Genomic DNA, 20,196 nt, shown 5'->3' with positions numbered 1-20,196 from the left:
GGATTATTGATTACCGATTACTTCGAGAACACTTTAAAAAAACTAAATGATGAAAGTTGAAAGCCCCTAATGGGCATTTAAAAACCACTATTATGAAGATAGAAAAGAACAAAATAGTATTTGCAGCAGTATTGGCTGTGATTTTCATATTCCTGATTTCATATTCCGTGATGGTAATGGGCGATGATGAAAGTGAAAATGAAAACCTTGAACAGACCCTGATACCAGATCTAGAAGAAAATCAAAAGGAATATGATTCTAAATTGGATGCCATAAATGATTTGAAAGAAGTGCGTGAGAATAACGCACCTAGCATTTATGATGAAAAACTGATTGATTCCTTGGGCTTTTATGACCCAGACCTTCCGGAACGTGAAAAAGAACGTATTGTAGATAGTATTTATGATGCTGGCAAAATTCAATATTCGGAAAAACAATATCAGAACTTCGGGAACAAGAAAGCTGTCCAACAGAATACCCTGAGAATTGATTCAGCTGATTATAAAAGGGAACAAAAAACTCAAGCTAAGGAATTGGGTCTGGAACATCAATTGTTTTTTGCAGCTTCACCTAAACCGAATGAATTTTCAATCATCGGAAATACAGATGCTACCATTCACGTGGTTGTGGATGGCGACCAAGTTGTAAGAGCAAATACTCGATTGAGATTGCGCCTTACTAAAGCTGCATTAATAAATGGCAAACAAATGCCCAAGAACACACTAGTATTTGGGCTTATAAGTTTTCAACCTAATCGTGCAATAATTGATATTGAAAATATCAGGCATCATCCCACCAAACTTAAAGCGTTCGATTTGTCTGATGGAAGTGAAGGCATCTATGTAGAAAATAATTTCCGGGCAGAAGCCACCACAGAAGTTTTGAACGATATTATTGGTGACATCAACATTCCTACAGTTCCACAAGTTGGCGGAATTACAAAGGTTCTTAGGCGAAGCAATCGAAACGTTAAAGTGACCGTACTAAATAATTACAGATTAATACTAAAACCTAATTTATGAGAGCTTTAACTTTAATATTAACGGTGTTGATTTCCGCTTTCGCGAAAGCTCAAACACCTACAGTCCTCGACACCATTTATGCTAATGACACTAAAAATGTGGCACTATTCTTTCCAGAACCCATACGGCAAGGGGTTACTGGCGCGGAAAATTTTGTATTTACCTACAATCGTGAAAAAGAACAGTATTTCGGACTGCTACAGGCAACACCGGGTGTCGAAAGCAATCTATTGGTCATCAATAGAAATGGTTCTATTTTTTCTTATATTATAAGGTATAAAAAGCAGCTATCAAAGCTTAATTATTTCATTCCGATTACAAGTAGTATTGGAAATGAAAAGCCTATAGGACAAGATTCGGTTCCTTTCCAATCCCTTGATATCGTTAAGACAAAATACGACTACCAGAAATTATGCACCGCCCTTTTAAAACAAAAACTACAAAACAGTATCCTTAAAAGACGGAACGAGGGGATTGTATTAAGCGTGGAACGTATCGTCTTTGATAGAGCGGCCCTTTACTTTGTTCTCGAGATCAAGAACAATTCCACCTTGGACTATGATGTGAATTTCTTGGACCTTGCTATCGAGACCCGACAAAAAGGAAAAAAGAAATCGGCACAACGGCTGTTTCAAAAACCGCTTTACACCTACAACCTGCCTTCAAAAATTCCAAAAAACGAAACGGTGCGTTTTGTTTATGTCCTGCCCAAATTCTCGCTTTCAAACGACCGGAGGGTGGTTATGGAACTGTACGAAGAAAACGGGGAGCGATCCGTTGAACTGAAGATACCACATTGGTTTATCAATAATCCAGATTAATGGGAACCTTAAATGACTGGAATAAAACTAGAACATAAAAACCTTAAACTTTTAAATAATGGCACTGAAAAATTTTAGAATTAATCTGCCCTATGGCATTAAGCGAGACCGCAACGGGCATTGGGCCGCATTCAATAGAGAATATAAACCTTTAGGAAATAATGACCCTTTTGAACATATTGGTCAGGAAGAATTTATCCATACTAATTATGGGAAACTTTCCGAAAGATTTTTAATGGATTTAGCTGATGACCCTACCGCTATTCAGATGGATGAAAACAATATCATCACAAAAGTATTTTTATATGATGATGCCACGAATCCATCAAACCATCTAAAAAATGAAACTGAGCTTTGGGAAAGGTACTTCAATAAACTTAGACTTTTATCAAGGCAAAAGTGTGATTCGAGTATTTGAAATGTATCCTTTATTTGAACTTTACTTATTTCTAATTACCCCTTTGTTCTTTTCATTTGGTTCTAATAGATCCCACATGTTTCCATATAAATCTTCAAAGACGGCAACCATGCCATAAGATTCTTCTTTCGGTGGCCTTATGAAATTAATACCTCGTTCAATCATTTTACTATAGTCGCGCTGAAAATCATCCGTAAAAAGAAAAAGAAAAACTCTACCCCCAGTTTGATTTCCAACACTTGCTAATTGTTTTTCGTCAGCTGCCTTGGCTAACAAAAGACAACATTCTTTTGCTCCTGGCGGAGAAATTACAACCCATCTCTTAAGACTATCAATTTTAGTATCCTCTAGTAGTTCAAAATCCAACTTCTCTGTATAAAACTTAATAGCTTCATCATATTCTTTGACTACTAGTGCAATATGTGCTATTCGCTGATTCATATATTATCCTTTAATTAAACTATTGTTTGAGTTAACTGACAGCTTACCTCAAAGCAATCGAAACAGACAAATTGATGTATTACCATACAATCGGCTAAATCGTATTTATCACCAATAGAATCTATTTGAGCGTAAAAGGTCATTTTTGAATTACATGAAACACATTTCGGATACATCTCTTCACTTAAACCGTCTGGTTCCCCACCTAATTTATGCCTAGTGCCTGCTTCTTTATTCCATTCATAACCCAAAGCCTTTTTGGCTTCATCTGTTTCGGGTTGCGGAATAAGTTTTATTTCAGGTATTTTCATAGAATCGTTTAATTGAACTTCAGTTAATTATTGATTACACCTTTGTTATGTTCATTGGGTTCTAATAAATCCCACATGTTCCCATATAAATCTTCGAAGACAGCCACTTTACCATATGGTTCTTCTTTTGGAGGCCTCACAAAACTGATTCCTTGTTCTAGCATCCGAATATAATCTCTTTGGAAATCATCTGTAAAAAGAAATAGAAACACTCGCCCTCCTGTCTGATTCCCAACACTCTTTAACTGTTGATCGTTTGCTGCTTTGGCTAAAAGGAGACAACATTCTTTCGCACCAGGAGGGGCGACAACCACCCATCTTTTGTGGTCGTCTATTCTTGTGTCCTCTAATAGTTGGAAATTCAACTTTTCGATGTAAAATTGAATTGCTTCATCATAGTCTTTAACGACCAATGAAATATGTGCTATTCTTTGATTCATTTAATCGTTTATTTGAACTTTATTTTTACTTCTTCTCTACAAATGGCCCTTAAAGCATCTAATTGGGAGGCTAATGGATTTTGACTACGAGTCCTTCTATCCAAATCTAATTTCGGGTTCATTGCAAGAATCACCTTTGCTTCTAAGCTTCTCAATTCAAATTTAGGAAGTGAGGGTTCGTTCACCCAATATCCAAATTTTAAATTTTTGTTCATCCATTGAGTTAGCCTTTCTTCGCCTTCATCTATAAATTTATATTTATCCGCCCTCGGTTTGGAACCATTTAAATCCCTCTTCACAGCTGTTAGCCCTAATTCAACTTTTAAGATTGCGCCTAAGGATCTTCTAAAACTTGACGAACCAGTCCTTCCAGAGGTTAAATGGTTCTTAATATCTCTGCAGTTCAAATTTTTCTCTGCCAATCCTACGTAAATAACATCACCATTTTTTCCAAACTTACCCAAATCCTTTTGTGAATTTAAAAAGCAGGCATAGATTCCCTGTTTGGCTGGAAGATACCCAACTTCTGAGACCAGTGCCTTTGAGGATAAAATAGCATATATTACTTTTTCTTCCATTCACGTAAATTGTGGGAATCGTTTTTGAACTTTTGTTATAGGAAATACTTGAACTTAAACACATTTTCATATGGTCCGTCATGGACAAGTGCCTCGAAAGTGTCACCAGATGAGAATCCCTTAAAGAGCTTCATATCCTCTTCCCCAAATACCATTAAGGTACAATCTTCACATCGAATTTTAATCAGGGTAGGATTGACTTTATCCCACCCTGTATACTTATCGATTACATCATTCCCATAAATAATCTCACGGACTTTAAGCCTGACTTTGTGTACACCTGGATTAATTGTTTCTAGAATCATGATTTTTTGAACCTTATGAAATATCGTTTTAAAAGGTTAATCATAAAATTCATAGTCAGTAACTTTAAATCGTATTTCCGGAATATTATGTCCCCTAATTTTTAGATAAAATAACCTTTGCTCACCTATTTCAATATTTTTTTGTTTAGCTGTACCACTCTCAATTACTGAGCCAGGGATGTTTCCATCAAGAGCCTCCGCTGTAATCTCCAGGACTTTTAATGGCTCCTGAAAATGATGCCCTGCTCTCAATTTAAATACTGTATAATCACCTTCAATGAAATGTGGCAAACTGTTTATACTAAATCTATCTTGAGGAATAGCCTCAGTTTTATTATCAGTTTTACAACCAACTAATATCAGTAGTATTATCACGATGTATCTTATGCAGCTAAAGTTCTCAATTTTTATTTTCATATTACAACATAATGACTTTTGGATTATCGTTTATTTGAACTTCTAAGAACTGGATTAATGCTTTTTCACAGGACCATTGTTATGTTTAGATTTATTTAGGTAATTCAAGATTCCATTTTAGTTGAATATTTTTATTCGCTTTAACCTTATCAAAAATTGCTCTTCTGTGAGCGCAGCCGCAAAGAAACACAGCATTTTTAAATTCATTATTTTCAACATATGAATTAATGTTCTCCAGCATTTCATTTTCTCTACTGTCAAGGAGATTCAACCACTTTTTGTATACTTTATTATATTCCAAATTGTCTAGTTGAGATATAACATGTTTTTCTCTTTCAGACATTTCATTAAATAATTGGATACTATCCTCACTATTTAAGTATTTAAATCCGAGTAAATATGTTTTTTCATTGTTTTTTCTCCAAGCATTTGAGTATTTATTATCCTTATCAATTAAACCAAATAATTCATTAATTTTTTCTCTAAAATTTAAACTAGGTGCAGGAAAACTGTCAATTGCTACAAAAGAAAATGAATGATGTTTAGATAGTTTTTCAATTGAATTAAACTCTAGAGAAGAGTGAATTAATCCCTTTTTAAATGATTCAAACATTTGTTGAGAAGTTTCACAAAATACAACGTCAGGTTTAATTTTATTCAGTATTTCAAATAGGCTTTCAGAAGTGCAATTACCTTTATCTTTATGAACAGTTGAAATTAGATAAATATTGATTTTCAATTTGTTTGTATGAGTAGGTGGTTAAATTATGTACAACAATGCGATAACATCATTTATGATATTCCATTTATGTTTCTAAGATAATAATCCTTTATTTAAACTTATTTATTGACTACAAAGTATTGGCCAGCCAATTTCTGCTCTATATTTTTGTTCAAGAAAAGTACGCTGTAGTTTACTGTCAAAGTAACCATCATATTTTCCTAATTCATTAAATTGAAAATCCCACTGAAAACTTCTTAGTTTTTCTATTTGAAAAAGAGCAAGACAACCTGTTCCTTTGGAACCTTTGAAATGCTCTTTAAATCTTTGTCTTAGGTTATAGCTATGCCCGGTGTAAACAATATATTTATTAGAGCCCTGCTGAAGAATTTTAAATTCTTCTGGCAACTTATCTGATTCTCTGATTTTCTTTTCTAAGTTATAGTGTTTTTTGTCAGTTCTGCTGCCAAATTGAACAAATAGTTCTTTAGGTACATTGGTTAAAATTTGATAAATACCCGGTTTTCTTGGAACTTCTAGAGCTAGATGTTCAAGGTCTTCGTAGTTAACCGGTAGCTCCTCCCAGTTTTGCGATATATTTTCAATTAAATTCACTATGATTTTTTTAAACTATTGTAAATCAAATTATCACTTCTACGACCAGTTACCGTCTAAAATAAGCAATTGAATAGTTTAAACTAAGACGAATTCTTAAGACCTGATTCCGTAGCAGTACAAGTATGCGGAGCAAGCACATTTAACTACGACCTTGCATGAGCAATTGAATCCTTTCGAGAAATATCCCAAACATTACTACCGCCCTATATAACTTATATAGACCTAGGCTATTCAGATATAGTAATGTCGATTAGACCCAGTTCTGATAAGTAAAATATTAATCCAACTACTAACGAAAAAAGCCCGAATAAGAGTAGTTTGAAATTAACCGTCGCTTCATAAAATTTTAACTCATCTTCTAGTTTTTTAGACAAATCGTCATCAAACTCTTTATCGTATTTTATTTTTTTTAGCGAAAAAAAAATCATTATCAATCCTAAAATTAGTAATACAATACCTATGATCAATCTCATATTTAGAATTTAACAGTGCCATCTTCAATCATTTGTCTTAACATTCGTAGCTTGATACTATCCTTTATTTGAACTTTAATGTTCTGATTTATTATTCCTTCGATAGTCTTTTTAAAGCCTCACCTAGTACCGAATCATCACCTTTTAAGAAATCCTCGAGGGTTTTAGCGACCATAATATCTGGTTGAATCCCATAACCCACAAATTCACGTCCGTCTGGATAGGTGTCCCTTTTGGTGCAAATGCGGGCTTTTCCGCCACCAGGCAACCTAAGGAACATTGGTTGTCCGGTACTTCCATAGGTATAGTCACCCATAGTTTCAAAATTTTTAAGAGGATCGGCGGCAACCAAAAAATCCTCCGCAGCCGATGCAGTGTTGTTGCCGATAAGCACGATCGTTGGCAATTTGATGAGACGATCGTTTGGAGAAATCGTGTCAGGTCCGCTCTCAAACCAATAATCGTCCTTGTACGCAGACAAGGTCTCTAGGTCCCAAGATCCTAAATTTTCTGACTCCTCATCTACAAAGACGCCCCAAGCCTTAAACGCCGGCCTGTGATCTCTAGTTTTCCATTTGGATGTTATAATAGGATCATCGGTGAGATATTTTAAAATGTTATATCCGTTCCACGAATTACCGCCTCCATTTTTCCTAAGGTCAATGATTAAACCCTTTGAGGATTGAATACTATCCAAGTAACTTTCAAATTCTTCCACGATTCGACTACTATCGAAGGAATTGAGCGAGACGTATGCAATCTCACCCATTTTCTTGAATGATGAAAGCTCCCACGGCTCGGCTGGAACTACCCAATCAATATCGGATGATTCACGACTCAAAGAAAGTTGTTTCAATCTATTTTCCGGTGTCCGAATCTCAATTTGAACGGAATCATTTCTATTGCCCTCAAGCAATTGATATGCTTCCATATTTCGCTTTATATGTTCGGTGGAGGAACTAATGTATGGTCTGATATTCTTTTTAATAAATTCTTCAACAGGAATTCCGTTAACCTCAGTGATTTGCGACCCCAATGGTACGGTTTTTTCAAGTTGCCTGTCACTATTGGTGACAAAAAGTTGACCATCTAAGAAAGTGATCCTTATTGCGGGCGAACCAATATTTCTCTCCAATTCATTGGGCAAATAAATATTGGTATGTCCGTCATTCAGTAGGGCGCATACTTCTTGGAGAACACGGTAGTATTCTAGATTCGAGGTTGCTTTTCTTACCTTTGGGAGATAATCCAACAAAACTTTCTGCCAATCAAGATTGGGTACCTGATCAAAGAAGGCAAAATTATATTTCACTTCTGTCCAAAAATTGATAAAACCAAACAAACGTTCATTTTCGGTCAGTGACTTACCGTTAGCTGGTTTATAAATCTTGTTCCTTTCTAAAACCAAAATATCCACTAAAGCATCCAATGCCTCAATCATGTCGTTATTTGCGGATATGACTTCTTGATTTTGCGCATCATCGAATTCGAAGTTGTCAGATGGGACAAAAGTCAATTGTTTACGAACTTGAAATATTTTATTACCGGAAAAGAAAGTTGCATTAAGACTAGAGGGTATTTCCGGTTCCAATTTTAAATAGAAGGTACCTCCACCACCCATGTCAATTCCAGTATATGTACCAATGTGGTCATTGAAATCTTGCCATTCACTATTTGTATCATTGTTACTTTGGAATTCACGCAGATATACTGACACTGACTTTTTGGGATTGACCCACATAAATGTGCCTTTCGGTCTAGAGAGAGTATCATTCCCAACGATTAAGGGAATGTCCTTCACGGCTTCAAATCCAATACTTCCGAATTTAATATCAATACTGTCAGAAACTTCAGCAATATCCTTTTTCTCCATTTCCGCTAAAAATTCCATAAAATCGTAACCAGAGGACATAGCATCAAAAATATTCTGATTGTGTTTGGTTTTTTCCCCTTTAGCACAAGACACAAGAATAAAAACAAGTATTATGAAAAAAAGAAGAAGTCTAGGGTATGTTTTGATAATCATATTAATAAATCCACTAAAAGGTTGAAATCGAAAAATTTGGGGGTGTCCTAAAATAAGAATTTTCTTTCATAAATATGAACCAATCCTATAAACTCCCAATTGATTTGGTCTTAGCCGAACTGATAAAACACTTTTATTTGTCCATACTTCTTTTCATCCTATATTTGAACTTTTTATTAGGTCTGAACTATAAAACTGTTCCAAAACCGTCATCTAGCATTTTAAAAGGTATGAATTCGCAATTTTCGTTCTTGTAATCATTCTCAATAATTTTTATTGTTTCATTTGAGCTTATTGCAATACCGTACCCTAATTCATCAAACTTTTCGGGTTGCTTAATATCTGGAAGCATGTTAACTATTATTCCTACAACTGTTCCAAACTTATTTATTACTGGCCCTCCACTATTTCCACCTTTGACCCTTGCATTCAAAATTATATAGTCCACGGAATCACCATACCTTCTTTCTTGGGCCACTATATTTCCTTTTGAGCATTTTTGAATGGAATTGATGTGGGCAGTATCATTAATTTGGATGGCGTCAAAAGTAGCCAAAGGTGGAAATCCCATGGTGAGAACTTCTTCTAGAACTTCGGGCTCTCCAAAAATGAAATGTTTCCCTTTTTGAAATACCTTTTTTTTAGTTTTAATAACTGCAATATCAATCTTTGGGTCTTGTGATATAATAATTCTCTCAGGAATGATGTGATTCCCTTTATAATCAGTTATAACAACTTTGCTAAAATTTTCAATACAATGCTTCGCTGTAACGATTAGATTCTCTCCAACGAGAAAACAGGTCCCAATCCCATAATCTCCTATCTTATCTTGGACAACAACTTTTAGAACAGAATCGGAAAAAGATTTTTGGATTAATTGGAAGCCTTGCAACAAAAAATCATATCCGCCATATTCTCCAATTCTAAGGTCATTACCTAAATTTATGTACTTGTTCCCCAGAATAGGAACTTTTCTATGGTTTCCAAAATCGAGTAAAAACCCCATATTTTTTAGCTGCTCACAATATTTGTAAGCCTTCATCATAAACTTAGGGTCAATGTTTTCTCCAACCTTTGCTTTACGAATCCCTCCATTTACTCTGAGAAAACTTTCAATATCTTTTTTCATTTCAAGAACAGACTTTCCTCCTGTTTCATGAAAATGGATCATAATTTTATTTGCTAAAAAATCCAATATAGGTCGACTTTTTTTAATGAACTATTCTTTATTTAAACTCAACAAATTACGACATACTGTCCTAAGTCTTCGTTTTTTAGGAAATATTGACTAACTACTAGTCTATGGAACAGTTTGGCGCCGGCAATAGACTTTAATATTCCAGAATAGCTGTAGCTAGTTTTGCAAAATAGTCTGAATTCCCATCAGGTTTGTATTCCAGATATGGCTCGCTGTTGTACAATCTCATTAGTTCCCAATTGCTTTCTGAAAGTTGGACCAGTAAGTTTTCAGGTACCTCATAAGCTACGACACCAGAATCTCCACATTCGGTATTCAAGACATTTATAAGCTCAATAATACCATGCTTATCCGTTTTAATTTTTATGTTGTCGTCTTTTCTAAAACAACCGCTCAGGTTATATTTCGATTTGTAAAAAGCTCTTAAATAATACTTACCAGTACTAACCTTGGTAATGCTGAAATCAAGATAGGGCATAATTCCGTCGGCAATAGTCAAGGTTGAAGTACTAAACGAAGTGGTTTCCTCCATTTCATCATATTTACTTTCAACTGTAACTCCTTTGTTGTAGTCTGCAATTTCTTTTAATTCTAAGGCTGAATCAATTGCAATTTGCCATTTCTTTTTATTTGAATCCTTTACTAATGCGTACATAGCACTTCCTCCAAAATTGTGTAATGCTTTGAAACCTTCTATTTCAAGAACCTCATTAGGACTTTCAATTTTAGAAATAAGGACAAGGCCAGTACTATATATTGATGCATACATTCCTTTTGCTGCTGCATATTTCAAAGTTAAAAGGTCTCCAACTTGGTATGTTTTTCCGTTCCTTGCGGTATAGGAATCGTATTTGCCCCTTATTTTCTGTTCAGGATCACTTACTTGTTCGTAAGTAGCTTGGGCTGTTAAATGCACGGATATGGTAAATACCATTAATAATAAAAAAGGTTTCATAAATATGTTCTAATTAAGGGCAAAAGATAACCAAAAATGTCGTTTTTTAAATTGAAAATATTTATTCGCCTAACAATTATTTGAACTTTTTATCGTTTAATTATACTTTTCAAATTACGACATAGTGTCCTAACTCATCGTTTATTTGAACTTTGAAGGAAGATACTAAAAATCACGTAAAACAATAAACTCTTTACAAAAGGTGCGTTCTGTAAAGAGTTTAATATACTATTGCAATAATAGCCCAGAATCTTAGATTTAAAATTTAGTAAGAACTTAGGCTTACTTTTTTTAGCTTTAAATCTTAATTAGATTCATTTTTATGAAAAAACTTTTGGTTGTAATAGGGGCAGGCGCATCAATTGAGTTTGGCATGCCATCTGTTATTGCAATTGACCAATTATTTGATAAATGGTCGCAACGTTATTTTCCCCTTATCGATGGGAGAAGTTTTGATGATAATCTTTATAGATGGGTGAAAGAAAACTATAAAGTCTCTAACAAGGATGATTCTAATTTTGAAGATACTCTTTATACAGTACAGACTTTATCTTCCTTTAATGAAGGTGATGCTAGAAAAGTAATTCGTCAATCAGATTATACAACGATCAAAGATTCACCAAAAATTCGAGCCTTTCATGGGTACGAAACGATAGCTGAAACAAGAGATTTCTTTTCAATGCATGCGCTCTTAAATGATGAACTCATGAGTTACTTCAGAAATAAGTGTAGTAAGCTTGAGATTGAAAAGAAACCTGAATTAGAAAAAGTAAGTCAGTTTTTCAATTACTTAAAATCTGATTATGAATTAGGTTTTATCAATTTAAACTACGATAATGTTGTCTTATCGGCAATACCAGAACTTAAGACAGGTTTTGATAGTGATACAGGTAAGTTTGATATGAGCACGCTATTTAAAGATGATTGGAATTTTTGTTATCACATCCATGGTTCAGCTCATTTCGATATGAGAGATAATGAAGAAATATTTTGGAATAAAGACTTAGCAGATAAGTTTGGACTAGGACCTAAAAATAGGCGTAGCTTTGAAACACCAGAAGGATTACAACATCCTATGTCCTCTATTATAACTGGATTGGACAAAATAAATCAAATTTACCGAGAACCTTTTAGACAGTATTTTTTTCAATTAAATCAAAAGATTCACGAATCTGACGCAATTCTATTTATTGGTTATGGCTTCAATGACTCTTATCTAAATGACCTAATGCGCACTCATTCAAAAGATAAAAGCAAAAGAAGGAATATTGTCGTCATTGACTATCAAGATGAGAATCTACGTAGTCTTTCTGAAGGGGGTAATGAATGGGGGTATAAACTTTTAAGTGCAGCTGCAACTCCTTTTTACCAGATGGGGAATGGCAGCACAAATTTGATTTATAGACCTGATAAAGTAAGTGAATATAAGAACACTAAAACGTTTGAATTTAGTGATAGCTATGACAATCCTTTGTATGTATGGTATTCTGGCTTCTTGGATGCTTGCAAGAACAAAGAAAAAGTAAAGAAAGCTCTTGATGGCTATGATTATGAACCCGATGGTAGTTTGTCAAAAATAAAGTATTTTTAGAATGTATGATTAGTATTGATGATTTAATCTTGTATGAAAATGAAAATTCTGCGTTAGATTTCAAGAAAACGGTATATCAAAAAGAGAATTTTCACGAATTGCTATTAGACGTCCTGGCATTTGCCAATGCACACAATGAAGGCGATAAATACATTATACTTGGTGTCAAACATACAAATTCAAATGAAAGAGAATTAGTAGGAATTAATGCTACTGCTTTATCTGATCAAAGTACATATCAACAACTTGTAAATTCAAATATTGAACCTGATATAAACTTAGAGTGCTTTCTTCATTCTTATGATAATAAGCAATATGGTGTTTTTAGAATAGTAAACCCCTCTGATAAACCCTATGTTTTAAAAAAGGATTACGGCAAATTAAAAAAAGGCACAGCATTAATTAGAAAGGGAACATTAAAAATGCCTCTTTCTAGAGCTGACTTAGACAAAATTTACAATACTAAGAATTCAATCGAAAGCTTTGAAGGAACCATTCAAATAGAGTTATCAAAAACTGAAAGTATAAACAACAATCAAATAGTGGTACAACCATTAGCTGAGTTACCTTCGGATAGGGCTAGAGCCAAGATTGAAAGAATAATTGCGGTAAAAAGAAAAGAGGTAAATAATGAAACGGCCAGAATAGTAATTCCACCCATCCCTAAATTTATATTTGATTCTCCTACACCCTATGAGAATAGAACTTTGGAAACACTTGAGGAGAATCTGAAATCAGTAAGGGAGACATATTTTGATGATGACATGTTTGAACTTAGTTCAAAGCACAGTCAGAAAATAAACATCAATTTATTAAACAAAGGGAATCAATACCTTGAAGATTGTACAGTTCAACTTTTTTTCCCAAAACTAGAGGAATTATTTCTTTTGGATAAAATATACAAGGAGCCTCAACCAGAGCCAAGCGTAATTACTCCTTCCTATTTAAGTATTGTTGCAAATTCGGCATCCTATGACGATATTCATTATCCCGATTTTTCTAAGCGAGAAGATTGTTATTTTTTTGAGTCCAATATTGGAGACTTAAAACACAATCTGCCAACTGAGGTTTTTTCTGTTCCACTTAGACTGGTCTTTATAGGGGTATCTGCTAGTAAAGAGTTTACAATTAAGATTAAGATATTCGGAAAGAACTTGGTTGAATCTATTGAGGATGAACTTAAAGTAACCTTGCTACAATCTACTTAGGTAATAAAAATCGGGAGTTCATTTCTTTCTTACCAACTTAATTGGTTTGAAATGTGCAGTATCACTTTTGGACTTAGCCGATTGAATAAAATCGATCCCAATCTTAATATTCTCTTGAATACGTTTAAATAGTTCCAAAGGAATCAAATTTCTAAGTATCTCCTGTGGCTTCATATTATCTCTAAACTCAAACCATTCATCAAAAATCTTTATTACGCATAGGGTCTTTGAAGGGCCAACAATTATTCCTCCTTCAACTTGATTTCTTATTGACTTATTGAATCCTGCCATGTTTTCATTAACTACAGCTACCATATCATCGGATATCACCCAAGTTTCTAGTTTGCTCATCCAATCTCCTTTTACTTCTATCCTTGATACCCCATTTTTTAAATTATTCTTGAAGTGACGATGTAATTTTTCATCAACGGAAAAATTTGTTGCATTGGAATTTAATTCAGTAAATGATAAATATTGAGCGGTCTTGAATTCTCTTATTTCTTCTGGTTCAATCTTCCTAAGAATTGAAAAAAACATAGTTAGAAATATAGGTTCTAAATCTTCTTTAATTACCTTCTTTTCGAGTTTTAGGATTGGAATTTGTGGTTTATCATCCTTATCGGATACGTTTCTTGTCAAATGAAAGTCGATATCTTTTTCACCATTCCAGCTAATGGTGAAATGTACATCTTTTGGTAAATTTTTATAACCAAATGATAGCAGATGCGGATTAAGCTGAACCCATCCTAAGCCTTTAATCTTGAACCTATTGATTTTTTTGTCTTCCTTTTTCAATTGTGATATTACCTTTTAGCTTAGTTTTTCACAAATTGAATCAACCTTAGCAGTTAGCTCATTGAAAAGAAAAATATTAACATCAGTATTTGTCTTGCTACTTAGATATTTATTTAGGCAGGCATTGAACTCTTGTAGAAAAGGCAAATCATTACTTAGGTAATCTTTAACATTTGTCGAGCTATATCTTTTATCTAAATTCTGATTAAAATTATCTATTGTCTCATTATTTGCCTGCTTTAAGGAATCGAATAAACCTATAGGTGTTAAATATTGAAACATCTTATCGTTAAAAAAGAACCTCTTGAAAATCTCATCTAACTCCTCAGAGTCATTTTTATTGATAGTTTCAATTAACAGGTTTCCTTTTTGGGTTTCCTTTTTGGCTTTAATTATTTGATGGGCATCTTTGATCTTTTCAGCGATAAATTGATCATCATCTTTAATCCCAAACCTTACAAACATTGAATCGAAAAGGTCTTCGTTTATCTCGTCTCTTTTTTGAGATATTTGTATGCCATTATCAAGAGTATTTTGTATTTCTGATTTTGTAAAGTTGATTAGCTTACTTTCAGAAAAGAAATTGAAAAAATTGGACAATTGTAAGTAGTCATAAAGAAAATATTTGCCCTCCTCTGCTAACTGGTATACCTGTTCAAAAGACTCTTCAAATTCAGTATTTGATAAATGTCTAAATCGATACGTAATTATTTTTCTGTAAGCAAGAGTTTCTGGTGGTACTTCTTCAGGGTGTCTTTTCTTTAATTCGTCAACGAGTCTATCCTTGTCAAAGTAGCCTGTGAGAACGTATTCATAAATTGATGGATAAAAGAAGTATTGGTCTATTTTATCGTTTAAATATTTATTATAAAATACCTCTAAAGGGCTTTCAGTTTTTTCTTCTTTTTCGCTATCATCTTTCTTAAAATGACCTAGATAACCCTTTTTTTCAGGAACTTGAAAATTAAATGCGGCATAGGTGGAATTTAAAGAATTATAGCCTTTATAATCCTTGTAGTCACTTGAAGTTAATTTTCCAGTTTTGAACTCAAGAGTAATTATTAAGGTGAACATCACCACCTCCTTATTGAATTTATCAAAATCCTTAATGATAGGATAAAGGCCATGTAGTAAATCAATATAAAATGAGACTTTCCTTAGATTATCTTCTTGATAGCTCTTCAATAAATCAAGGACAAAGTCTTTTTGACCATCTAGGAAGTTGTAGAAATCCGTATTCTCAGTTTCATATTTCTTAAATAATAGAGGGAGGGTCTTAGAAACATTGTTTCGATACGATAGAACCCTACCGATTACTTTTTCTTTTATATTGTTATACTTGTCTTTTTCCTTTTCATCGATTTTGGACTCATCTGAAAGTATGACTACTTTTAAACCCTTATGTTCAACATAATTATTGATGAATCCGAGAACTTCAGGTGTAGCTATTGAGCATCTTTCTAAATCATCAAAGCATACAACATAGGTGTTTAATTTTTTAGAATCTACTTCTATATCTTTTATAAGGTTATTTATGTCAACATTTCCTAGCGAACTGGATAGAGTAGCTATTAAAGTCTTACCTATATTACCAGTTTTGGAGTCTAAAACATTAAGAAAAGGAACAATTTTTATTAAGAATTGATATTTAAGATCCTCAATTTTATTTATCCCATTTAGTGAGAGATAAATAGGTTTAAATTCTTTTTTTGCACATTTCTTAGCTAGAGTATTTTTCCAAAAATAAGTCTTACCACTACCCCACGAACCATCTATAAGTAAAGCATAATTAGTACTTGCTGTACTCAAATAATTTTCAAAAGTTTCTTCTATATAATTGCTATCCATGACGTTTTGTCCTAATTTTTGTGGGAAAAGTACGATATTAAAAGATGGGCAGCAATTGGTCGTTTTCAGCACTCTTTACATTACGCTTTTTGACCATCATTTTTGAATTGCTGTTGAACTCCCTAGATTATTACCACACTTGGTCGTACTCTTTACAAAATCCGCTTTTAGTAAAGAGTTTTAAATATTTATTCTTTTGTATAAGTTCTCAATTTCCCATTGAGCCCTCTAACCCTTAAATATTTATAATAGGTTGCTCTAGAAACATCTACTCGATCACAGATTTCGGAAACGGTCAGCTTACCTTCCTTAAAGTACTGTTCACAGATTATGGCTTTTTGCTGATTTTTTTTACTAAGTCCTTTGGGTGCCCCAAATACCTTGCTCCTAGCTCGGGCGGATGCCAGACCAGCTTTCGTCCGTTCAATAATTATATCTCGTTCTAATTGTGCTAGTGCAGCAAATAGGTTTACTATGAATTGTGAATGCGATGACTTATCAGTAGTATCCAGAAAAGGCTCTGTAATACTCCGGAATTTGATGCCTTTCTCATTTAGTTGATTAATGAAATTGGTGAAATGAATAAGGCTTCTGGCCAAGCGGTCTAATTTCCATACTACAATAGTGTCACCATCTCGGGCATACTCCAAAAGTTTACTTAAACTTTTACGTTCTTCCTGTGAACTTGAAACTTTATCTGTATAAATGTTCTTTTCGTCAATACCTTCTTTTAAAAAGGCATCCAATTGCAGATCCAGATTCTGTTCTGCGGTACTTACCCTAGCATAACCAAAAACCATAACTAAAAGTTTAAATAAACCTCAAAATACATACTAATAAATTAGTACGTCAATTTAAACTTTTTAAAATCAATAATCAACGGTTCGAAATAAAGTTCAATAAAACGGTCGTTTAAGTATACTTCAAAACCCGTGTTGAATCATGCTATTTACAATTCTTCTAAAATTTACAGAGTACTAGTACCTAATTCATAACTATGATTTTACCCAGTATATAATTTTTGCTTTTACTTACAAGAAATTTAAAAGTCTATCTACTGTAGTAGGTTTCTTATTATCTTTAACTTTCTTAAAGAATACCCCTTCATGAAGTTGTTTTTTGTCGCAGGCTTTTTCATATTCCCTCTCTCAACGACTTATTCCCAAGAAATCGATGCAAGCGGGAAAATTCTAGATGAGTTGGGCTCAGCAGTACCATTCGCAAGTATAGTTTTTAAAAGTGATACTTCAGAGGATAAGATTTTCGGGGTATTAAGCGATGAAGATGGTAGTTTCTCAATCGTCCTTACCAAAGATTCATATAATTGACTGAAGCCTTGACAGTCTTAAAATGTTTGGGGAGAATAAATATTAAATAATTTTTATTATGAAAAAATTGAATTTAAAAAATTTAAATCTTCAGGGAAATGACCTACTAAAAAAGGAGCAATTGAAATCCGTTGTAGGAGGTTATGATGGTTTTTATTGTGCATATCATTACAATGCTTGTAATGTCTACATTTCCTATTCAGATTTTAATGCGTGCATGATGAGATGGGGTTGTTAATGAAAACGAATTAATCTCGTTTTGGTTTTTCGCATGATTTCATACACCGCCTATTTCTAATTTAGGGGGTGTTTTGCTTTAATAATATTCAATTCTTGATTTATGAAGACAATCTATCTATGTATTATTTTTTTGACCAATTTATATATTGTAGACGCCCAAGATTTTCAAGCTAAAATAACGTATGAGGCGACTTTAGATAATAGTGGGTTTTATACAAGATTAATAAAGGATTCTTTAATGCCTAAAAATAGAAAAACTCTTTATTTAGATGATATTAAAACTACTAAGCCTACAACTTTTTATTTATTCATAAATGGAAATGAATCCTTATATAAGGCTCCCCTTGATCCTGAGGCTAGAATGAACGAAGGTTATGGGCAAAATAGGACTGTCAATGTTGCCCAATATGAAAATGTATATTATACTAATTTAGAAACTGAGGAAAAAATATTTGAAAGTTTTTGGACCCGGGGAATATTAGTTAAGGTGGATAAAATTGACTGGATTTTAACCGATGAAACCAAAAAAATAGGTGATTACCTTTGTTATAAGGCAACTGCATTAATTCAGACTGAACAACTTTTGGGAAACAATTTTATAGATTCTATAGAAGCTTGGTACACTAAAGAGATACCTGTTTCTTTTGGTATTAAAGAATTCCACGGTCTTCCTGGTTTAACTTTAGAACTTATTACCAATTATGAAAGTGGAAAATTATGTTACATTGTCACAGATATACAATTAAAGCCTGAGGAAGAAATTGAGATAGAAAAACCTAAAGGAAAAAGAATAATGTCTTTTAAGCAGTATATCCAGCATATTAAAGAATTAAATGCACGTCGTTAAAAATAAAGTTGTTCTTGGGGTATGAAGCCCAACGGTGCGAAAACGTACGCTAAGGATGGAAATGTAACAAAAAATCGAATAATATTTCTTTGGATCTGAAGATGGGATATGCTATGAGCCGGTGATGCACGGTTACATACTTTTAGTGACAGCTATCCCTTTAGTTAAGCTAAACTATTCGATTTTCGTCTAAATACGGTTTTTTCGGAATATCTAGAAGGTAATAAAAACCCACCCATATTTGAACTTTAAATATTGATTTTAAAGTCTATAAAAAGGTATTAATAATTATACCTTACCTGAAGTCTTTTAAAGAGTTTAATTGTCCATTCCTATCGATAAACTATTGGAAAGTTTAGCGAAACGCTAATTTTCAGAAGGGTCAGACGGTCATATAATTATACTCCGTTTTTGTCAAAGGCCTAAAAAGAGTCAATTCTTAAAAATACCCCTCGCCTCTTTATAAACCCGTTCAAAATTATCGTGTAAATCTTTATTGGAAAACGCCTTTACATCCAGTGGAAGACCCCGTTCAATGTGTTGGAGTTTAAACTGGACCTTTTTATCCCTCCCATCGGCATAGGTAATGAACTCCCCCTGTTTCAATCGGAAGAATACATCCGCCCTTATTTTTGGGATTTCCTTCTCCCCTGTAGTAATACGCGTATCAAAATCCAAATTATGCCCTCGACTTACACTTTTGGTCGGGTCTTTAATAATCTCAAAAAAACGTTCGTAATATTTGGCGGTGTCCGGGTCATTGACCTTTCCAAAAAACTGATAGGAAAGATTGCTTAAAATTGCCTTGCTTGCCTTATCTCCATACATCATATCGTTCTGAATCTTGTCCTGCATCACATAAACCGTAGAAATATTATAGCTTCGAAGTGTTGCAGGAATTCGGTGCATATTCAACAATCGAATGGTTGGTGCTTCCTCCATTAAAAGAAATGAAGGTTCGCTATTTCGAACGCTCATTTGTTTGGTAATCGTGTGGATAATCGTAGTAATTACAGGTGAATACGATGTTTCAAATTTAGGATTGTTCACTATTGAAATTACGCAAGGATTATCTTTGCTATTAATATTTAACGGTACTTCGTCTGCCGACAACGCCATAAAAATATGTTGTGTACTAATACGTTTTAGGGCATTTGCCAAAGTACTCTTTACCCCTGCCGTCTGCCGTTCAGAATCCTTGCCACTAATAAAGGCATCTGCCATTGCTCTAGACGTGGTATTCGTTTCCAAAAACTTAATTAGGCTGTCTGTGTCCAAATATTGATAAATAGCGATTAGATGTGGTAACGTACAGAATTTAGGATATGTGGTTTTTAATTTCCAAATCAAACCACCTATCAATCCTTCAGCTGCATCGTTAAAAAATTTAGTTGTTCCGGTTGTTCCAGATTCCCGTTGCTCTAAAAGGTTTTCAATCAACACCCTTGAAACCTCGTTTACGCTTTCCTCGTTCTCTAAATACCGAGGTGCGATTGGATTTACCCTATGAATGATTTTATCGAAGGAAATGATCTTAAATGGGATATCACTATCCTTGAAAAGTGGATAAGCCATTTCTGTCAGTTCAAAATCTT

The 20,196-nt window shown here is 33.7% G+C and carries 24 protein-coding genes; 8 read left to right on the top strand and 16 right to left on the bottom strand.

Translation table 11 applies throughout. From position 1 onward, the window contains the following. The first annotated feature begins 92 nt into the window (after positions 1–92). Genes traM through AACZ41_RS17240 form a run of 3 tightly spaced genes read left to right on the top strand, consistent with a single transcriptional unit; the run spans position 93 to position 2,261 of the window. The gene (gene traM, locus AACZ41_RS17250) at positions 93–1,022 is read left to right on the top strand and encodes a conjugative transposon protein TraM (protein ID WP_339629845.1); all 930 of its coding nucleotides are present in this window, start codon (positions 93–95) and stop codon (positions 1,020–1,022) included. Beyond that, a complete protein-coding gene (locus AACZ41_RS17245; RefSeq protein WP_339629844.1) occupies positions 1,019–1,843 on the top strand; it encodes a DUF4138 domain-containing protein in 825 nt (274 codons plus the stop codon). Before traM ends, AACZ41_RS17245 begins: the two co-directional genes overlap by 4 nt. Before the next feature lie 58 nt (positions 1,844–1,901). Then, a complete protein-coding gene (locus AACZ41_RS17240) occupies positions 1,902–2,261 on the top strand; it encodes a hypothetical protein (RefSeq protein ID WP_339629843.1) in 360 nt (119 codons plus the stop codon). Between the two features lie 21 nt (positions 2,262–2,282). Here the strand turns inward: AACZ41_RS17240 and AACZ41_RS17235 are convergent, their stop codons facing one another. From AACZ41_RS17235 to AACZ41_RS17180, 12 genes are all read right to left on the bottom strand, one after another. Next, positions 2,283–2,702, bottom strand: a complete 420-nt coding sequence (locus tag AACZ41_RS17235; protein ID WP_339629842.1) for a VOC family protein — start codon at positions 2,700–2,702, stop codon at positions 2,283–2,285. 14 nt (positions 2,703–2,716) lie between these two features. Continuing rightward, positions 2,717–3,013, bottom strand: a complete 297-nt coding sequence (locus tag AACZ41_RS17230; RefSeq protein WP_339629841.1) for a hypothetical protein — start codon at positions 3,011–3,013, stop codon at positions 2,717–2,719. Positions 3,014–3,036: 23 nt separating this feature from the next. After that, positions 3,037–3,453, bottom strand: coding sequence for a VOC family protein (locus AACZ41_RS17225; protein ID WP_339629840.1), 417 nt, complete (start codon positions 3,451–3,453; stop codon positions 3,037–3,039). Between the two features lie 8 nt (positions 3,454–3,461). Next, positions 3,462–4,031, bottom strand: coding sequence for a GIY-YIG nuclease family protein (locus AACZ41_RS17220; RefSeq protein ID WP_339629839.1), 570 nt, complete (start codon positions 4,029–4,031; stop codon positions 3,462–3,464). Positions 4,032–4,066: 35 nt separating this feature from the next. Beyond that, positions 4,067–4,336, bottom strand: a complete 270-nt coding sequence (locus AACZ41_RS17215) for a hypothetical protein (RefSeq protein WP_339629838.1) — start codon at positions 4,334–4,336, stop codon at positions 4,067–4,069. A 36-nt stretch (positions 4,337–4,372) separates the two neighbouring features. Beyond that, positions 4,373–4,753 carry a hypothetical protein gene (locus AACZ41_RS17210; protein WP_339629837.1) on the bottom strand — a complete coding sequence of 127 codons (381 nt, stop codon included), beginning with the start codon at positions 4,751–4,753 and terminating at the stop codon, positions 4,373–4,375. A gap of 91 nt (positions 4,754–4,844) precedes the next feature. Then, the gene (locus tag AACZ41_RS17205; RefSeq protein WP_339629836.1) at positions 4,845–5,492 is read right to left on the bottom strand and encodes a hypothetical protein; all 648 of its coding nucleotides are present in this window, start codon (positions 5,490–5,492) and stop codon (positions 4,845–4,847) included. Positions 5,493–5,597: 105 nt separating this feature from the next. Further along, positions 5,598–6,089, bottom strand: a complete 492-nt coding sequence (locus AACZ41_RS17200; protein ID WP_339629835.1) for a GIY-YIG nuclease family protein — start codon at positions 6,087–6,089, stop codon at positions 5,598–5,600. A gap of 230 nt (positions 6,090–6,319) precedes the next feature. Then, positions 6,320–6,565, bottom strand: a complete 246-nt coding sequence (locus AACZ41_RS17195; protein ID WP_339629834.1) for a hypothetical protein — start codon at positions 6,563–6,565, stop codon at positions 6,320–6,322. Between the two features lie 91 nt (positions 6,566–6,656). Next, positions 6,657–8,591 (bottom strand): S41 family peptidase, encoded by a 1,935-nt coding sequence (locus AACZ41_RS17190; RefSeq protein ID WP_339629833.1) that lies wholly within the window; start codon positions 8,589–8,591, stop codon positions 6,657–6,659. A 187-nt stretch (positions 8,592–8,778) separates the two neighbouring features. Continuing rightward, entirely contained in the window at positions 8,779–9,786 is a 1,008-nt protein-coding gene (locus AACZ41_RS17185) for a serine protease (protein WP_339629832.1), read from the bottom strand. 136 nt (positions 9,787–9,922) lie between these two features. Beyond that, on the bottom strand, positions 9,923–10,744 hold the full coding sequence (locus tag AACZ41_RS17180) for a hypothetical protein (protein WP_339629831.1): 822 nt from the start codon (positions 10,742–10,744) through the stop codon (positions 9,923–9,925). 322 nt (positions 10,745–11,066) lie between these two features. On the opposite strand from AACZ41_RS17180, the gene AACZ41_RS17175 reads away from it, so the two are divergent. Together AACZ41_RS17175 and AACZ41_RS17170 are read left to right on the top strand one after the other, a co-directional pair. Beyond that, the gene (locus AACZ41_RS17175; RefSeq protein WP_339629830.1) at positions 11,067–12,335 is read left to right on the top strand and encodes an SIR2 family protein; all 1,269 of its coding nucleotides are present in this window, start codon (positions 11,067–11,069) and stop codon (positions 12,333–12,335) included. A 5-nt stretch (positions 12,336–12,340) separates the two neighbouring features. Further along, positions 12,341–13,543 (top strand): ATP-binding protein, encoded by a 1,203-nt coding sequence (locus tag AACZ41_RS17170; RefSeq protein ID WP_339629829.1) that lies wholly within the window; start codon positions 12,341–12,343, stop codon positions 13,541–13,543. An 18-nt stretch (positions 13,544–13,561) separates the two neighbouring features. On the opposite strand, the gene AACZ41_RS17165 is transcribed toward AACZ41_RS17170, so the two are convergent. The 3 genes from AACZ41_RS17165 to AACZ41_RS17155 all read right to left on the bottom strand — a co-directional run bounded on the left by AACZ41_RS17165 (position 13,562) and on the right by AACZ41_RS17155 (position 16,986). Then, positions 13,562–14,338, bottom strand: a complete 777-nt coding sequence (locus AACZ41_RS17165) for a hypothetical protein (protein ID WP_339629828.1) — start codon at positions 14,336–14,338, stop codon at positions 13,562–13,564. Between the two features lie 15 nt (positions 14,339–14,353). Next, entirely contained in the window at positions 14,354–16,186 is a 1,833-nt protein-coding gene (locus tag AACZ41_RS17160) for a P-loop NTPase fold protein (RefSeq protein WP_339629827.1), read from the bottom strand. A gap of 188 nt (positions 16,187–16,374) precedes the next feature. Continuing rightward, positions 16,375–16,986, bottom strand: a complete 612-nt coding sequence (locus AACZ41_RS17155; protein ID WP_339629826.1) for a recombinase family protein — start codon at positions 16,984–16,986, stop codon at positions 16,375–16,377. A 306-nt stretch (positions 16,987–17,292) separates the two neighbouring features. Between AACZ41_RS17155 and AACZ41_RS17150 the strand changes: the two genes are divergently transcribed. The 3 genes from AACZ41_RS17150 (at position 17,293) to AACZ41_RS17140 (ending at position 18,601) form a co-directional block, all read left to right on the top strand. Then, positions 17,293–17,514 carry a hypothetical protein gene (locus tag AACZ41_RS17150; RefSeq protein WP_339629825.1) on the top strand — a complete coding sequence of 74 codons (222 nt, stop codon included), beginning with the start codon at positions 17,293–17,295 and terminating at the stop codon, positions 17,512–17,514. 58 nt (positions 17,515–17,572) lie between these two features. Further along, positions 17,573–17,752, top strand: a complete 180-nt coding sequence (locus tag AACZ41_RS17145; RefSeq protein WP_339629824.1) for a hypothetical protein — start codon at positions 17,573–17,575, stop codon at positions 17,750–17,752. Between the two features lie 102 nt (positions 17,753–17,854). Continuing rightward, on the top strand, positions 17,855–18,601 hold the full coding sequence (locus AACZ41_RS17140) for a GLPGLI family protein (protein ID WP_339629823.1): 747 nt from the start codon (positions 17,855–17,857) through the stop codon (positions 18,599–18,601). Positions 18,602–19,033: 432 nt separating this feature from the next. Here the strand turns inward: AACZ41_RS17140 and AACZ41_RS17135 are convergent. Continuing rightward, the coding region (locus tag AACZ41_RS17135) for a type IV secretory system conjugative DNA transfer family protein (RefSeq protein WP_339629822.1) at positions 19,034–20,196 on the bottom strand (1,163 nt) is incomplete at its 5' end.

The sequence above is a fragment of the uncultured Maribacter sp. genome, assembly GCF_963974015.1.
Taxonomy (GTDB): Bacteria; Bacteroidota; Bacteroidia; order Flavobacteriales; family Flavobacteriaceae; genus Maribacter.
This window is presented reverse-complemented; position numbering and strand designations above follow the sequence as displayed.

Excerpts from the sequence above, each read along its gene's own strand:
- AACZ41_RS17220 (WP_339629839.1), bottom strand. The coding sequence starts at position 4,031 with ATGGAAGAAAAAGTAATATATGCTATTTTATCCTCAAAGGCACTGGTC.
- AACZ41_RS17190 (WP_339629833.1), bottom strand. The coding sequence starts at position 8,591 with ATGATTATCAAAACATACCCTAGACTTCTTCTTTTTTTCATAATACTT.
- AACZ41_RS17215 (WP_339629838.1), bottom strand. The coding sequence starts at position 4,336 with ATGATTCTAGAAACAATTAATCCAGGTGTACACAAAGTCAGGCTTAAA.
- traM (WP_339629845.1), top strand. The coding sequence starts at position 93 with ATGAAGATAGAAAAGAACAAAATAGTATTTGCAGCAGTATTGGCTGTG.
- AACZ41_RS17245 (WP_339629844.1), top strand. The coding sequence starts at position 1,019 with ATGAGAGCTTTAACTTTAATATTAACGGTGTTGATTTCCGCTTTCGCG.
- AACZ41_RS17150 (WP_339629825.1), top strand. The coding sequence starts at position 17,293 with ATGAAGTTGTTTTTTGTCGCAGGCTTTTTCATATTCCCTCTCTCAACG.
- AACZ41_RS17155 (WP_339629826.1), bottom strand. The coding sequence starts at position 16,986 with ATGGTTTTTGGTTATGCTAGGGTAAGTACCGCAGAACAGAATCTGGAT.
- AACZ41_RS17145 (WP_339629824.1), top strand. The coding sequence starts at position 17,573 with ATGAAAAAATTGAATTTAAAAAATTTAAATCTTCAGGGAAATGACCTA.
- AACZ41_RS17240 (WP_339629843.1), top strand. The coding sequence starts at position 1,902 with ATGGCACTGAAAAATTTTAGAATTAATCTGCCCTATGGCATTAAGCGA.
- AACZ41_RS17160 (WP_339629827.1), bottom strand. The coding sequence starts at position 16,186 with ATGGATAGCAATTATATAGAAGAAACTTTTGAAAATTATTTGAGTACA.
- AACZ41_RS17235 (WP_339629842.1), bottom strand. The coding sequence starts at position 2,702 with ATGAATCAGCGAATAGCACATATTGCACTAGTAGTCAAAGAATATGAT.
- AACZ41_RS17225 (WP_339629840.1), bottom strand. The coding sequence starts at position 3,453 with ATGAATCAAAGAATAGCACATATTTCATTGGTCGTTAAAGACTATGAT.
- AACZ41_RS17195 (WP_339629834.1), bottom strand. The coding sequence starts at position 6,565 with ATGAGATTGATCATAGGTATTGTATTACTAATTTTAGGATTGATAATG.
- AACZ41_RS17140 (WP_339629823.1), top strand. The coding sequence starts at position 17,855 with ATGAAGACAATCTATCTATGTATTATTTTTTTGACCAATTTATATATT.
- AACZ41_RS17230 (WP_339629841.1), bottom strand. The coding sequence starts at position 3,013 with ATGAAAATACCTGAAATAAAACTTATTCCGCAACCCGAAACAGATGAA.
- AACZ41_RS17210 (WP_339629837.1), bottom strand. The coding sequence starts at position 4,753 with ATGAAAATAAAAATTGAGAACTTTAGCTGCATAAGATACATCGTGATA.
- AACZ41_RS17175 (WP_339629830.1), top strand. The coding sequence starts at position 11,067 with ATGAAAAAACTTTTGGTTGTAATAGGGGCAGGCGCATCAATTGAGTTT.
- AACZ41_RS17180 (WP_339629831.1), bottom strand. The coding sequence starts at position 10,744 with ATGAAACCTTTTTTATTATTAATGGTATTTACCATATCCGTGCATTTA.
- AACZ41_RS17170 (WP_339629829.1), top strand. The coding sequence starts at position 12,341 with ATGATTAGTATTGATGATTTAATCTTGTATGAAAATGAAAATTCTGCG.